Annotated in this window: 10 protein-coding genes and 1 tRNA gene; 5 read left to right on the forward strand and 6 right to left on the reverse strand. The window is 72.0% G+C overall.

The window, feature by feature from the left end:
- Positions 1–56: 56 nt before the first annotated feature.
- The 4 genes from tmk (ACSLTV_RS06195) to ACSLTV_RS06210 all read left to right on the forward strand — a co-directional run bounded on the left by tmk (ACSLTV_RS06195) (position 57) and on the right by ACSLTV_RS06210 (position 6,930).
- Positions 57–3,404 (forward strand): dTMP kinase, encoded by a 3,348-nt coding sequence (gene tmk, locus ACSLTV_RS06195; protein ID WP_435611756.1) that lies wholly within the window; start codon positions 57–59, stop codon positions 3,402–3,404.
- A gap of 379 nt (positions 3,405–3,783) precedes the next feature.
- On the forward strand, positions 3,784–5,019 hold the full coding sequence (locus ACSLTV_RS06200; protein WP_435611757.1) for a DNA polymerase III subunit delta': 1,236 nt from the start codon (positions 3,784–3,786) through the stop codon (positions 5,017–5,019).
- Between the two features lie 98 nt (positions 5,020–5,117).
- Complete coding sequence (locus tag ACSLTV_RS06205) at positions 5,118–6,743, forward strand: alpha/beta hydrolase (RefSeq protein ID WP_435611758.1); 1,626 nt, start codon at positions 5,118–5,120, stop codon at positions 6,741–6,743.
- Between the two features lie 110 nt (positions 6,744–6,853).
- Positions 6,854–6,930: transfer RNA gene (locus ACSLTV_RS06210), tRNA-Thr, on the forward strand.
- Between the two features lie 40 nt (positions 6,931–6,970).
- Here ACSLTV_RS06210 and ACSLTV_RS06215 read toward each other — a convergent pair.
- Together ACSLTV_RS06215 and ACSLTV_RS06220 are read right to left on the reverse strand one after the other, a co-directional pair.
- Entirely contained in the window at positions 6,971–8,593 is a 1,623-nt protein-coding gene (locus tag ACSLTV_RS06215) for a tyrosine-type recombinase/integrase (RefSeq protein WP_435611759.1), read from the reverse strand.
- A complete protein-coding gene (locus ACSLTV_RS06220) occupies positions 8,594–9,310 on the reverse strand; it encodes a hypothetical protein (protein WP_435611760.1) in 717 nt (238 codons plus the stop codon).
- A gap of 115 nt (positions 9,311–9,425) precedes the next feature.
- On the opposite strand from ACSLTV_RS06220, the gene ACSLTV_RS06225 reads away from it, so the two are divergent.
- Complete coding sequence (locus ACSLTV_RS06225; protein ID WP_435610790.1) at positions 9,426–9,665, forward strand: integrase; 240 nt, start codon at positions 9,426–9,428, stop codon at positions 9,663–9,665.
- A gap of 66 nt (positions 9,666–9,731) precedes the next feature.
- Here the strand turns inward: ACSLTV_RS06225 and ACSLTV_RS06230 are convergent, their stop codons facing one another.
- Genes ACSLTV_RS06230 through ACSLTV_RS06245 form a run of 4 tightly spaced genes read right to left on the reverse strand, consistent with a single transcriptional unit; the run spans position 9,732 to position 13,120 of the window.
- Entirely contained in the window at positions 9,732–10,175 is a 444-nt protein-coding gene (locus ACSLTV_RS06230; RefSeq protein WP_173264604.1) for an NUDIX hydrolase, read from the reverse strand.
- Positions 10,172–10,828 carry a dTMP kinase gene (gene tmk / locus ACSLTV_RS06235; RefSeq protein WP_435611761.1) on the reverse strand — a complete coding sequence of 219 codons (657 nt, stop codon included), beginning with the start codon at positions 10,826–10,828 and terminating at the stop codon, positions 10,172–10,174. Before tmk (ACSLTV_RS06235) ends, ACSLTV_RS06230 begins: the two co-directional genes overlap by 4 nt.
- Positions 10,825–12,318: a B12-binding domain-containing radical SAM protein gene (locus tag ACSLTV_RS06240; RefSeq protein WP_435611762.1), complete on the reverse strand. Its 1,494-nt coding sequence runs from the start codon at positions 12,316–12,318 to the stop codon at positions 10,825–10,827. The genes tmk (ACSLTV_RS06235) and ACSLTV_RS06240 overlap by 4 nt, the downstream gene beginning before the upstream one ends.
- Positions 12,281–13,120, reverse strand: coding sequence for a hypothetical protein (locus tag ACSLTV_RS06245; RefSeq protein ID WP_435611763.1), 840 nt, complete (start codon positions 13,118–13,120; stop codon positions 12,281–12,283). The genes ACSLTV_RS06240 and ACSLTV_RS06245 overlap by 38 nt, the downstream gene beginning before the upstream one ends.
- Between the last annotated feature and the right edge of the window lie 4 nt (positions 13,121–13,124).

A 13,124-nucleotide genomic window follows, 5' to 3' on the forward strand; every position in this document is an offset into this window, starting at 1 on the left:
CCCTGTGTCCGGGACGGACGCGGCGGCGTGTCAGTCGCTGCCGATAGGCTGAACGCATGACCCCAGCCGAGCAGCCAACGGCCCCTACTCCGGTACCGGACGAGACCCTGGTCGCCGACTCACGCGAGCGTGCCGTCCGCGCGCTGCTGCGCCAGCCGCAGTTGAAACGGCTGTGGAGCGCCCAACTGGTGGGAGGTGTGGGCGACACCCTCGCACTGCTGGTGTTCGTCCTGCTCGCCCTCCAGGCGGCCGTCGCCGAAGGCTCCCTCGGGGGCGGCTATCGGGGCGTGGCGTTCGCAGTGGCGATCGTCTTCGCGGTGCGCGTCCTGGCCACCCTGCTCTTCGGCGCGGTCCTCCTCGGACCGCTGACCACGCTCACCGCCAAGGACGGTCCCCTCGACCGGCGCTGGACCATGGTCGGCGCCGACGGAGTGCGGGCCGCCCTGCTGATCGTCGCCCCCCTGTGGATCGACTGGACGCCGGACAACGCCCTGCTGCTGCTCCTGGTCACCGTGTTCGTGACCGGGTTCGCCGAACGGCTGTGGACGATAGCGCGGGAGAGCGCCGCCCCCGCCCTGCTGCCCGGTCCGCCGCCCGAGGGCGCGGCCGTACGACCGCTGCCCGACCACCTGGACGCCCTGCGCCGCCTGGCGTTGCGCACCACCTTCCTGGCGATCCCGCTCGGCGCCGCCGCACTGGTCACCGCCGGGCTGCTCAACAACCTGCTGGGCGCGGGCATCGACTGGTTCGCCCAGCACCAGGCGGCGCTCTCCTCGTACGTGGCGGCCGGACTGTTCGCCGCCTCCCTGTCCGTCGTGGTCCTGCTGGAACTGCCCGACGCGCGCACCCCGCGCGCTCGGTCCCCGCTGGAGGGCCTGCGCAGGCCACGGACCGCCGCGGGCGTCGACCGCGGCCGCACCGGCGCCGTCCCGCTGCTGGTGCTCGCCTGCGCCGCCGTCGCCGGGGCGATCTCCGCCGCCGTCGGTGTGGCCGTGCTGCACGCCGCCGACCTCGGTGGCGGCCCCGTGCTCTACGGGCTGCTGGTGCTCGGCCTGACCGGCGGCGTCGTCGTCGGCATCCGCACGGCCCCCGCCCTGCTGCCCGCCCTGTCCCGGCGCCGCCTGCTCGCCCTGGCGATCGCCTTCACCGGAGTCGCGCTGCTCGCCGCCGGGCTGGTCCCGGACGTCGCCACCGTGCTGCTGATCGTCGCCCTGGCGGGTGTCGGCGCGGGGGTCTCCGCCAACACCGGGCACGCCCTGCTCGACCAGGAGATCGAGGACCACCGCCGGGCGCGCACCACCGAGCACCTGCACGCCGTCGTCCGGGTCGTGGTGGCGCTCGGCGCGGTGATCGCCCCGCTGGTGGCCGCGCTGATCGGGCCGCACCGGCTGGAGAACGGCAAGTTCGTCTTCGCCCACGGCGGTGCCGCGTTCACCCTGATGCTGGTCGGCGCGCTGCTGCTGCCGGTGGCCGTACTGGTGCTCGCCAAGATCGACGACCGCTCCGGGGTGCCGCTGGGCAAGGATCTGCGGGACGCGGTGCTCCGCGGTGACGACCCCGCGCAGGCGCCCGCGACGAGCGGCTTCTTCATCGCCCTGGAAGGCGGTGACGGCGCAGGCAAGTCCACCCAGGCCGAGGCGCTCGCCGAGTGGATCCGGGCCAAGGGCCACGAGGTCGTCCTCACCCGCGAGCCGGGGGCCACGCCCGTCGGCAAGCGGCTGCGCTCGATCCTTCTCGACGTGTCGTCGGCCGGGCTGTCCCACCGGGCCGAGGCCCTGCTGTACGCGGCGGACCGCGCCGAGCACGTCGACACCGTCGTACGGCCCGCCCTGGAGCGCGGTGCCGTGGTGATCTCCGACCGGTACATCGACTCCTCGGTGGCGTACCAGGGAGCGGGACGCGATCTCTCACCGGTCGAGATCGCACGGATCTCCCGCTGGGCGACCGACGGGCTGGTGCCGCACCTGACGGTGCTGCTGGACGTGGCCCCCGAGACCGCCCGCGAGCGGTTCACCGAGGCGCCTGACCGGCTGGAGTCGGAGCCCGCGGAGTTCCACGCGCGCGTGCGGTCCGGGTTCCTGACGCTGGCCGCCGGCGACCCCGGCCGCTACCTGGTGGTGGACGCCGGTCAGGAGCCGGAGGCGGTGACGACCGTGATCCGGCACCGGCTGGACCGCATGCTGCCGCTCTCCGAGGCCGAGGTGAAAGCCCGCGAGGAGGCTCGCCGCAAGGCCGAGGAGGAAGCACGCCGCAAGGCCGAGGAAGAGGCCCGGCGCAAGGCCGAGGAGGAGCGCCTGGAGCGTGAGCGCCAGGAGCAGCTCGCCAAGCTGCGCGCCGAGGAGGAGGAGCGCAAGCGGCGCGAGCTGGAGGAGGCACAGCGGCGCGAGGCGGAGCGTCAGGCCGAGGAGGCCCGTCAGCGCGCCGAGGAGGCACGCCGTCGCGCCGAGGAGGAGCGCGCCCGGCTCCTTGCCGAGGAGAAGGCCCGCGCCGAGGAGGAGGCCCGCCGCAAGGCGGAGGAGGAACGGCGGCGCAGGCAGGCCGAGGAGGAGGCCCGGCTGCGCGCCGAGGCCGAGGCGCTGCGGCTGGAGAAGCAGCGCAAGGCCGAGGAGGCGCTGCTGCGGGCCGAGGAGGCCCGGCGGGCGGCCGAAGCGGCGGCCGCGGCCGCCCAGGCGGGCCCGAAGGTCCCGACCGGTCCGGCGGTCCGGCCGGACGCGGCGACCGTGCCGACGCCCGTGGTCAAGCCGGAGCGGCCCGCGGAGGAGACCGTCACCCTGCCCAAGGTGCGGATGGACAAGGATCCGGCGGACCAGGAGCCCTCGGGCCAGGACCGCTTGGACAGGGATCGCCAGGACAAGGATCGCCTGGACGAGGACGGTGCCGGCACGGATTCGGTGGGCTCGGAGGCGGAAGGGGCGTCGACGCGCGGGTCGCGGTCGTCGACCCCGTCGCGGTCGGCGTCCGATGCCGACGCCGAGGTGACCGCCGAACTGCCGCAGCCGCCGTCGCCGCCGACGGGGGCCGCCGACGAGACGGCGGTGCTTCCGCCGGTCCGTGACGCCGACGAGACGGCGGTGCTGCCTCCCGTCCGCGACGCCGACGAGACGGCCGTCCTGCCGCCGGTGCGCGGCGACTCACCCGCGGACCGGGTCCCCTCGGGCTTCTTCCGCGAGGAGGCCGCCTCCGGCACCGACGACCGCACCCGTGAGCTGCCCCAGCTCGACGAGGACGGCACACCCCGCCGGCGCGCCCGCCCGGACTGGGCCGAGGAGACTCCCCTCGACGACCTGCCCTCCCTGGCGGACGAACTGCTCGGCCCACGCGGCGAGGACGACGGTTACGGCAACGGCCACGACCACGGGAACGGCGACGGAGGCGACGACCGGGGTTGGGGCCGTCGCCGCTGACGGCCGCTGCCGTTGGGGTCTCCCCTCGCCGCTGAAGGTCCCCTCCGCTGCCGATGCGGCGCCCGCCGCCGCACCCGCCGAGGCTGCGCGGGCGCGGCAGGGGTGCGGGGAGCTGCGCGGGCGACGGGTCAGGAGGCGCACCGGTGCCGTACTCGCGCCCGGCGGCGGATGTGCCCCGGTGCCGGGTGTCGCCCGGCCTCGGCGGACGCCCCAGGACGGACGTCGCCTGGGGCCGGCGGATGCCGCTGGGGCCGGCGGATGCCGCTGGGGCCGGCGGATGTCGCCCGGGGCCGGCGGACGTCCGTCACGCCCCGCTGTCAGTGCCGACCCGCACAATGGAACCGGCAACACGAAACGTGACGAAAGGGCGGCCTGACCCATGACCGTGTGGGACGACCTCGTCGGACAGGAGAAGCTGTCCGAGCAACTGGCCGCGGCCGCCCGCGACGCCGACACGCTCGTCACCGCGGCCGCCTCACCCGACACCCCCGCTCCGAGGACGGCCGCTCCGGAGCCGGCCGCTTCGGCGTCGAAGATGACCCACGCATGGCTGTTCACCGGCCCCCCGGGCGCCGGCCGCACCCAGGCCGCACGGGCCTTCGCAGCCGCCCTGCAGTGCGTCAGCCCCGACCGCGCGCTCGGCGGAGCCCCGGGCTGCGGCTTCTGCGACGGCTGCCACACGGCCCTCGTCGGCACCCACGCCGACGTCACCACCGTCGCCGCCGTCGGCACCCAGATCCTCGCCGAGGACATGCGCGACACCGTCCGCAAGTCCTACACCTCACCGGCGAACGGCCGCTGGCAGATCATCCTCGTCGAGGACGCCGAGCGGCTGAACGAGAAGTCGGCCAACGCGGTCCTCAAGGCGGTCGAGGAGCCCGCCCCCCGGACGGTCTGGCTGCTGTGCGCACCGTCCCTGGAGGACGTCCTGCCCACCATCCGCTCCCGCTGCCGCCACCTGAACCTGCGCACGCCGTCCGTCGCCGCCGTCGCCGACATGCTGGTCCGGCGCGAGGGCGTCGAACCGGACGTCGCCTCGGCCGCCGCCCGGGCCACGCAGGGCCATGTCGACCGCGCCCGCCGCCTGGCCACCGACCCGGCCGCGCGAGAGCGCCGGGCCGCCGTACTGAAGCTGCCGCTACGGGTGTCGGACATCGGCGGCGCGCTGAGGGCGGCGCAGGAACTAGTCGACGCAGCCGCCGAGGACGCCAAGGTGCTCGCAGAGGAGGTCGACGCCAAGGAGACCGAGGAGCTGAAGGCGGCGCTGGGCGCGGCGCAGGGCGGACGGATGCCGCGCGGCACGGCTGGCGTGATGAAGGACCTGGAGGACAAGCAGAAGCGGCGCCGTACCCGCACCCAGCGCGACAGCCTCGACCTCGCGCTCACCGACCTCACCGCCTTCTACCGCGATGTCCTCGCCCTCCAGCTCGGCTCGCGGATCGCCCTGGCCAACGAGGACGCCGAGGACGCCCTGCAGCGGCTGGCCCGCGAGGGCACCCCCGAGGCCACTCTGCGCCGCATCGAGGCGGTCGCCGCGTGCCGCGGGGCCCTCGACCGCAATGTGGCACCGCTGCTGGCCGTGGAGGCGATGACGATGGCACTGAGATCCGGCTGAGAGCGGCCGGTCCGGGCTGACCGCCCCGGCGTTCACTCGTCCGTGGCGGTTACCGCACGCACCGCATCCACCTGACCGCACAGCGTTACGCTCGTTCGATGCATGCCAGGCGTTCCCCCCACCGCAAAGCCCTCGTCGGCCTTCCCCGCCCAGGCCTCACCTTCCTGGCCGTGGCCGCCCTGCTCGCCTCCGCCTGTTCCGCCGGCTCGGCGGGCGGCTCGGCCGGCTCGGGGCCGTCCGACGCGTCCACCGCGGCGCAGGCGGCCCACGCCGCGCTGGCTCCCCTGCCGGAGGCCACCCCCTCGGCCCTCTCGCCGTACTACACCCAGCGGCTCGGCTGGCGCGGCTGCGGAGTGCCCGGCTTCGAGTGCGCCACGCTGAAGGCGCCGCTGGACTACAAGAAGCCGGGCGCGGGCGACGTACGGCTCGCCGTGGCCCGCAGGAAGGCGACCGGCCCGGGCAGGCGCATCGGCTCCCTGCTCGTCAACCCCGGCGGGCCCGGCGGCTCCGCCATCGGGTACCTCCAGCAGTACGCCGGCATCGGCTACCCGGCCGAGGTCCGCGCCCGCTACGACATGGTCGCAGTGGACCCACGGGGCGTGGCCCGCAGCGAGCCCGTGGAGTGCCTGGACGGGCGTGAGATGGACACGTACACGCAGACCGACGTCACGCCCGACGACGACCGGGAGACGACGCGGCTGGTCGAGGCGTACAAGGAGTTCGCGGAGGGCTGCGGCGCCGACGCGCCGAAGCTGCTGCGCCATGTGTCCACGGTGGAGGCGGCCCGCGACATGGACCTCCTGCGGGCGGTGCTGGGCGACGAGAAGCTGCACTACGTGGGCGCGTCGTACGGGACGTTCCTCGGGGCGACGTACGCCGGTCTGTTCCCGGACCGCGTGGGCCGCCTGGTGCTGGACGGCGCGATGGACCCGTCGCTGCCCGCGCGCCGGCTGAACCTCGACCAGACGCAGGGCTTCGAGACGGCGTTCCGGTCGTTCGCGCGGGACTGCGTACGACAGCCCGACTGCCCGCTCGGCGGCCAGGGCACGACACCAGACCAGGTCGGCCGGAACCTGCGCGCCTTCTTCGACCGCCTGGACGCCCGGCCCATTCCCACCGGCGACCCCGACGGCCGCACCCTCGGCGAGTCCCTGGCGACGACCGGTGTGATCGCGGCGATGTACGACGAGAGCGCGTGGGAGCAGCTGCGCGAGGCGCTGACGTCGGCGATGGACGAGAACGACGGCGCCGGCCTGCTGATGCTCTCGGACAGCTACTACGAGCGGGACGCCGGCGGCGACTACGCCAACCTGATGTCCGCCAACGCGGCCGTGAACTGCCTCGACCTCCCCCCGGCCTTCGAGACCCCGGACGAGGTGCGCCGAGCCCTACCGGCCTTCACCAAGGCGTCCCCGGTCTTCGGCGGCGGCCTGGCCTGGTCCGCCCTGAACTGCGCGTACTGGCCGGTCGCCGCGACCGGTGAGCCGCACCGCATCGAGGCGAAGGGCGCAGCCCCCATCCTGGTGGTCGGCACCACCCGCGACCCGGCGACCCCGTACCGCTGGGCCCAGTCCCTGGCCGGCCAGCTCTCCTCCGGCCGCCTCCTCACCTACGAGGGCGACGGCCACACTGCCTACGGCCGGGGCAGCGCCTGCATCGACACCGCGATCAACACCTACCTGCTGCGCGGCACGCCCCCGGCCGACGGCAAACGCTGCCGCTGACCCGGGCCCGGCCGCCCCCCGGAAGTCCTCCGTCCGGGGGTGGTCGGACCACTCCGGGAAACTGTGTAGACTTACCGACGTTGCTGATCGCACCATGGTGCGCACGGCGCGCCGCCTTAGCTCAGATGGCCAGAGCAACGCACTCGTAATGCGTAGGTCTCGGGTTCGAATCCCGAAGGCGGCTCCAGAGAAGTCCTGGTCACCTAGCCCGTGACCAGGGCTTTTTCTTATGCACTGGCCGCGCGGGGTCGGAACGCGATGATCTTCGCGCCCTCATGTGAGGCCGACGTGAGGCCATCCTGCTCGTTCGCCTGCTCGACCGCCCGCTGCTGGGGCAGGCGAGCGCTACCGCGCGGGACCATGGCGGCGGTTGCCTCGGCGGCCTCGGCGGCGGCCTTGGGCATGACCGACTGATAGATGTCTCGCGTGATCCGGCTGTCACTGTGACCGAGGGTCTCGGACACGATCTTGACGTCGACGCCGGCGGCGAGCATGAGCGAGGCGGCGACGTGCCGCAGGTCGTGCAGCCGGATCGGCGGCAGTCCGGAGAGGTCGACGAGCCGCTCGAACTGATCGGTCAGCCACCCGGGGTGAATCCGGTCGCCGTCCTCTTGGGTGAACATCCGGCCCGACTCGATCCACGCGCGCCCCCACTGGCAACGCTCGGCGGCCTGCTTGGTCCGGTGCGCGTCGAGCACCTCGGCGGTGTACTCGTCGATCGAGAACACGCGCTCGCCGCTGTCGGTCTTGGGCAGGCTCTCTATGACCTCCCATCCATCCTGTACGAGTTGAGTGGCAACCGTCATCGTGCGACTCGGTGCCGAGTAGTCGGCCCACCGGACGCCGCACGCCTCGCCGCGGCGCAGACCCCGGAACGTGATCAGGTGGAACAGCGGCAGCAGTCGGTGTTTCGTCTCGGCGAGGTAGTCGAGGAACTGCCCGGCCTGCTCCGGGGTCCACACCATGACCGCCGAGGGCCGCTCGCCGGTCCGCACCCATGCCTCGACCCGCTCGGGCGTCCAGACCATCGCTTTGGGCCGCTTGGCCGGAGTGAGCTCGACGTATGAGGCGGGGTTGAAGGTGATCGCCCCGCGCGCGATGGCGGTGTTCAGCGCGGCCCGCAGCGTGTCGCGGACGTGCTTCTGAGTCGACGGTCCGGTGATGCGGCGGAACGGCGGCATCGCGTCTATGGCGTCCTTGAGGAACTTCCTTCGGCCTCGGTTCTCGATCCCCTTCCACGGGATCGTTTTCAGCTCGTCGAGCGCGGCGCGGCGCTGCACGTTCGCTTCGTGAATGTCGGCGTTGGTCTCGGCGATGCCGGCGAACATCTCGTCGAGGTGCTGCACCGTGAGGCGGTCGAGGCGGATGTGCCCGATCCGGGGTTTCAGGTGGCACCTGATGTCGACCTCGTACCGGGTTTCTCCGCTCTTGCGGAGTGCCTTCTTTCCGGCGAGCCACACGTCGAGCCACTCGGCGACCGTCATGTGCTGAGTCAGAGACTGCCCGGTCGCGAAACGGCGCTTCGTCTCGTCGTAATCGGGGATGTCCTCGCCGCTCGCGGACACGGTTTCGAGCAGGTCGGCGAGGCGGCGGCGGCCGTCGGGGTCCGACTTCTTGTCGGCGATGTCGAGCAGCGCGGCAAGCGCGGTGATGTCGGTCTGCGCGTCCGTCTTGGTCTTGTACCCGCTGCGCCGGAAGCGGCGCCGGGTGCCGTCCTCGCGGGGCGGCAGTTCCTGAACCAGGCTCCACACGCCGTGTGTTCGCTGGGTCAGCTTCTTGCACGCTGCGCCGAGCTGCTTGTCGGTCTGCGGGTCGCGGCATCCGCAGCGCTTGGTGATCGTTCCGTTCATCTAGTCGTTCTCCTCGGGTGTGACTGAGTTGGGGGCGTCGAGCATGTCGAGCCCCCGCATGTCCTCGATCAGGTGGTGCGGTAGGGCGGGGACCTTGAGCCCTGCGCGCACCATGTCGTCGATGTGGCGTGCGAGTTCTTCGAGGCGGTGCACAAAGTCGGTCTCGGCGTCGGGATCACCTCCCCTCGCTTGGTTGGCCTCGGTGCGGAGATAGGCCCTGCGGACGATCGCGAGGCGTCGCTCGAACTCGGGGTACAGCGAGGCCGGATACGCCGCTGTAGCCCACGCTGCGGCCCATGTCTGGCCCGTTCCGGCGATCCGCCGGGAGTCGGTGACGTACCGCCCGTCGAGGGGTCCGTCGAGTGTCGGTGTCGTCTCGCCGGTCATCCACTGCCACACCGTGTAGGGGTCGCGCGGATCGGCGGCCGGGACGGTGGGCACGGTCTCTTCGCTCCCGAGGGGGAGCAGCAAGAGCAGAGGGGGAGTGGCGAGGGCGAGGCCGAGCACGAGCAGGTCGTCGACGGTCACCGGACGGCGTTTCTTGCCCTCGGCGCCTGATCGGCCGGTCTCGATGCTGACGATCACGGCGTACGTGATGTCGGGGCGCCCGAGGCGGGCGCACTCGGCGGCGAGGTCGTTTCGGTTCATGCCGAGGCGTTCGCGGTGCCGGCGGATCTGTGCGGCGACGATGTCGCCCGCTGTCTGGTGACTGTGCATATTGCAAAGCTAGCTATGTTGCTTGCAAAGGTCCAGTCGGAATCGTACGTTTCTGGTCTGGCACTGCTCGACACCATCGGTCCGCAGTGCACACCGATGTCACAGGGGGTAGACCATGACGACTACAGAGCAGGGGATGACACACGACGAGCTGATGCACCTACCCGTCGCCGTCCCGCTGGAGACGGCAAACCGTGCGCTGCACCTCGGCCGCACGACCGGGTATCACCTCGCCCGGACCGGCCGGTACCCCGTGCGGGTCCTGCGCCATGGGCGGGCGTACAAGGTGTCGCGCTATGACCTGCACCGGCACCTCGGCGTCGAGGCGGACGCACCGGCCGACGGGGGAGCCTAGGCAGGAAAGCCCCCGCCCGCCGGGCCTTGAGGGCGCGACGGGCGGAGACATGGGGTTGACCGTGGTCTACGACCAACCGTGCTCGGTGAGCGGCTCGGCGTCCTTGAGATAGCCGAGCAGCCCGGCGGCGGGGTACTCGATGATGTCCTCGGGCAGCTCGTGCACGGACCACCATCGCAGGTCGAGGCACTTTTCGGGCTCTCGGTTCACCGGCTCGCCCGTCCACGTGGTGGCCAGGAAGAACAGACCGATTCGCTCGGTGTCGGCGTCCTGCTTGTGGTGCACGACGTGCACGAGCCGCAGGTGCTCGGGGTCGACCTCGACGCCGGTCTCTTCGAGCAGTTCGCGCGCGGCACCCGAGGTGAGCGGCTCGCCGGCGTCGAGCTTGCCCGAGGGGGCGTGCCACCGGCCGTAGCCGTACGGCCCCCCGCGCTGCGACAACAGCACCTTGTCGCCATCACGCAGAATCACGTGCGTGTCGATCACGGGGGTTGCGAGTGCTGCGTTCATGAGTTCACCGTGCGGTCGTCGGGGTCGGTGGGGTTGTCGACGCTACCCCCGGATGGGGGCAGCGCGTCGGCGATTCGCTTCGCTACATCCGTAGGGGTGGCGTCGGTCGAGTCGAGCACGAGCACCTCGACGCCGAGGGTCATCAAAGTCTGTGCGGCCTCGCGGTAGAGCGCGACCTCGCGGGCGGGCCCGTCGGGGTCGTCATGGAAGCGGTGGCGCTTCCCGCGCTCAGCGAGACGGGCCGCGATGCTTGCCGGGTCCGCAGTGAGGATCACGGCCAGGTCGGGCAGCAGGATGTGCCGGTTCAAGGCGAGCACGAACGGCTCGGGTACGCCGTCGAGCTGCTGGAGAACGAGACTCGACGCGAGGTAGCGGTCACAGATCACGGTCTCGCCGGCCTTGAGCAGCGGATCGAGCTCGACCTCGATGTGCTCATACCGGTTCGCGGCGACGAGACAGGCGAGGGCGCGGCCGTGAATGTGGTTCGCCTTGGCCCGGGTGAACTCGCCGAGCTCGCTCGTCGAGGGCTCCGTCGTCGTGTGGACACGTCTTCTGCGGTCGACGAGCAGGCGGCCGAGCTCGGCGACCGTGGTCGACTTCCCGACCGCGCTCGGGCCGTCGACCGTGACGAACACGCCGGGGTGGACGGTCACGCGGCGACCCCCAGACGGTTGCGGTCGTGCTGCTCGCGGGTGAGCTCGGCGAGCGTCGCGCGGAGCTTCGGGAGAGGGACGGTCCCGAACTGGACGCCGACCGAAAAATTGAACTCGTCGCGGGCGCGCATCGACTCGTCGGCACCGTCGGCGGTCAGGTCGACGTCGGAGTACGCGAGCAGTGTGTCGGGCTCGTGTCCGGCGTCGGTGAGCGTCTTCCAGATCGGCGTACCGGGGTAGGGCCGGAACTCGAACACGCTCGCCCGAAAGCGGCCCGCTCCGTACCGGTCGGCGATGGCCCACAGGTTGTGGATGTGGCGCACCGTGGCGTCGAGGTCTTCCTGCTGCTCCCCGGGGTACCCGAGGATGAAATAGCCCTTCACGCCGATGCCGCGCGCGAGCAGCCGGGCGGCGACCTGCTCGGTCATCTTGGCGGTAATCCGCTTGTCCATGCCGGCGAGCACGCGGTCGCTGCCCGACTCGATGCCGAGGGCGACCTCGCGTAGTCCGTTCGCCTTGAGTGTGTCGAGCATGGCGTCGTCGAGGCGGTCGAACACGTTGATCCGTCCGGTGGCGTCCCACACGTACCGGTCGCCGATCCGGTGTCGGGTGAACGCTTCCATCTGCGGCACGATCACCCGCTTCGCACCGAGGAACAGATCGTCGACGAACCGGTACGCGGTGGTGCCGTAGGTCTCGTGCAGGTGGTCGAGCTCGTCGACGATGCCCTCGGGCGACCGGGGGCGGATCTTGACGTCGGGGTTCGCCGATACAGCGGCACCGCAGAACCCGCAGTCGTACGGGCACCCGCGCGATCCGACGATGTTCGCCTCGGTCCGGCCGTCGTCGGCGATGTACGGATCTTGCGGCAGGAACGCGCGGTTCACGAGCGGTAGCGCGTCGATGTCCGGGCTCAGCCAGTCGGCGGCCCTGTCGCGGGCGATGCCGGCGGCGTGCGTGCCGAGCAGCCGGTCGCGCCACATCACCCCGGGCAACTCGGCGCGGCGGCGCTCGTCTGCCAGTAGCGCGGCGACTCGTGGCTCGCCCTCGCCGATCACCAGGGCGCGCAGGTTGCCCATACGCGGATCGTCGAGGATGCGGGCGGGCATCGCGCGGGCGTGGTGCCCACCGACCATGAGCGAGATACCGGGGTCGAGCCCGGCGGCGATCCGGGCCGACATCTCGTACGTGGGGGCGAGCAGGTTCATCCCCACCCAACGGGGCCGGACGCCGTTGATCAGGTGCGCGGTTTCGTCGACGCCGAGCCCCTGCGCCTCGGCGTCCAGCACACCCACGTTGAAACCGGCCTGCTGCGCGTAGGTGGCGATGTACGCCATCCCGAGCACGGGCAGGGTGTAGTCGTTCGTTCGGGGCCGCAGGGCGTAGTCGCGGAGCGGCGCATTCACGAACAAGGCGTCGAGCACCCGGTTCGGGTCGGCGCCGGCGATCAGGTCAGAGGCTGCTCGGTCCTCCGTGGCCGTTAAGGTCATTGCTCCCCCACGTGAGAGTGAAAAGGGTCAGGGCGTGCAGTTGCGTGCGTGCGGGCGCCCATCGGCGCCACAGGGCCTCGAACTCACTGTCAGAGCTCGGGAAATCGAGTGCGGGGGCCGCTTTGCGGGCCCACGTGCGCACGGCGAGGTCGCCGTGCGGGTAGATCGAAAAGTCGCCGGTGAAGTCGGCCGCGGCGGCTGCTGCGGTCCATGGCCCGATTCGGCGCACCTCGACGAGCTCTTTGATCAGGCTTTCGGGGTCGAGAGTGGCCCAGTGCTCGCCCCGGTCGAGGTACGCCTCGGCGGCGGCGCGCAGCGCGTTGCGGTTGAACTTCGCCCCGACGGCGGCGAATCCGTCGTCGTCGATCCCGAGCACGGTCTCGGGAGTGGGCACGGTCGCGAACTCGCCGGCCACCGTGTTGAAGGTGCGCCCGTAGGCGGTGTAGAAGGCCCGGTGCTTGCGCGCGGCCTGCTTTGCAGTCACGACCTGGCGGAGAACGGCGGTCACGATCGCATCCCACAACGACGTGTTGGTGAGACGAGCGACCGTGCCGAGGCGTACCAACGCGTCGAGCAGTGGCGCGGCTTGCTCGGGGGCGGCGGGTAGCTCGATCGGTGATGTGTAGGCGACGGGCGGCTGCTCGGCGGCGGGGTCGCCAGTAACGGGCCACAGGGCGAGGTGTTCGCTCCGGTGGTTCCAGACGGCGAGCCATGCGGCGCCCCCGTGCTCGACGAGACGGGCGCGTTCCTCCTTGGCGGTCGTCTGCCATGCGGGGTGTTCAGTGATGATCTTCGTGCTCATGGGC

This window comes from Streptomyces sp. bgisy159 (assembly GCF_965341775.1).
GTDB lineage: Bacteria > Actinomycetota > Actinomycetes > Streptomycetales > Streptomycetaceae > Streptomyces.

Coding starts and splice junctions, on each gene's coding strand:
- tmk (WP_435611756.1), top strand. CDS start 57: ATGACCCCAGCCGAGCAGCCAACGGCCCCTACTCCGGTACCGGACGAG.
- ACSLTV_RS06200 (WP_435611757.1), top strand. CDS start 3,784: ATGACCGTGTGGGACGACCTCGTCGGACAGGAGAAGCTGTCCGAGCAA.
- ACSLTV_RS06205 (WP_435611758.1), top strand. CDS start 5,118: ATGCATGCCAGGCGTTCCCCCCACCGCAAAGCCCTCGTCGGCCTTCCC.
- ACSLTV_RS06215 (WP_435611759.1), bottom strand. CDS start 8,593: ATGAACGGAACGATCACCAAGCGCTGCGGATGCCGCGACCCGCAGACC.
- ACSLTV_RS06220 (WP_435611760.1), bottom strand. CDS start 9,310: ATGCACAGTCACCAGACAGCGGGCGACATCGTCGCCGCACAGATCCGC.
- ACSLTV_RS06225 (WP_435610790.1), top strand. CDS start 9,426: ATGACGACTACAGAGCAGGGGATGACACACGACGAGCTGATGCACCTA.
- ACSLTV_RS06230 (WP_173264604.1), bottom strand. CDS start 10,175: ATGAACGCAGCACTCGCAACCCCCGTGATCGACACGCACGTGATTCTG.
- ACSLTV_RS06240 (WP_435611762.1), bottom strand. CDS start 12,318: ATGACCTTAACGGCCACGGAGGACCGAGCAGCCTCTGACCTGATCGCC.
- ACSLTV_RS06245 (WP_435611763.1), bottom strand. CDS start 13,120: ATGAGCACGAAGATCATCACTGAACACCCCGCATGGCAGACGACCGCC.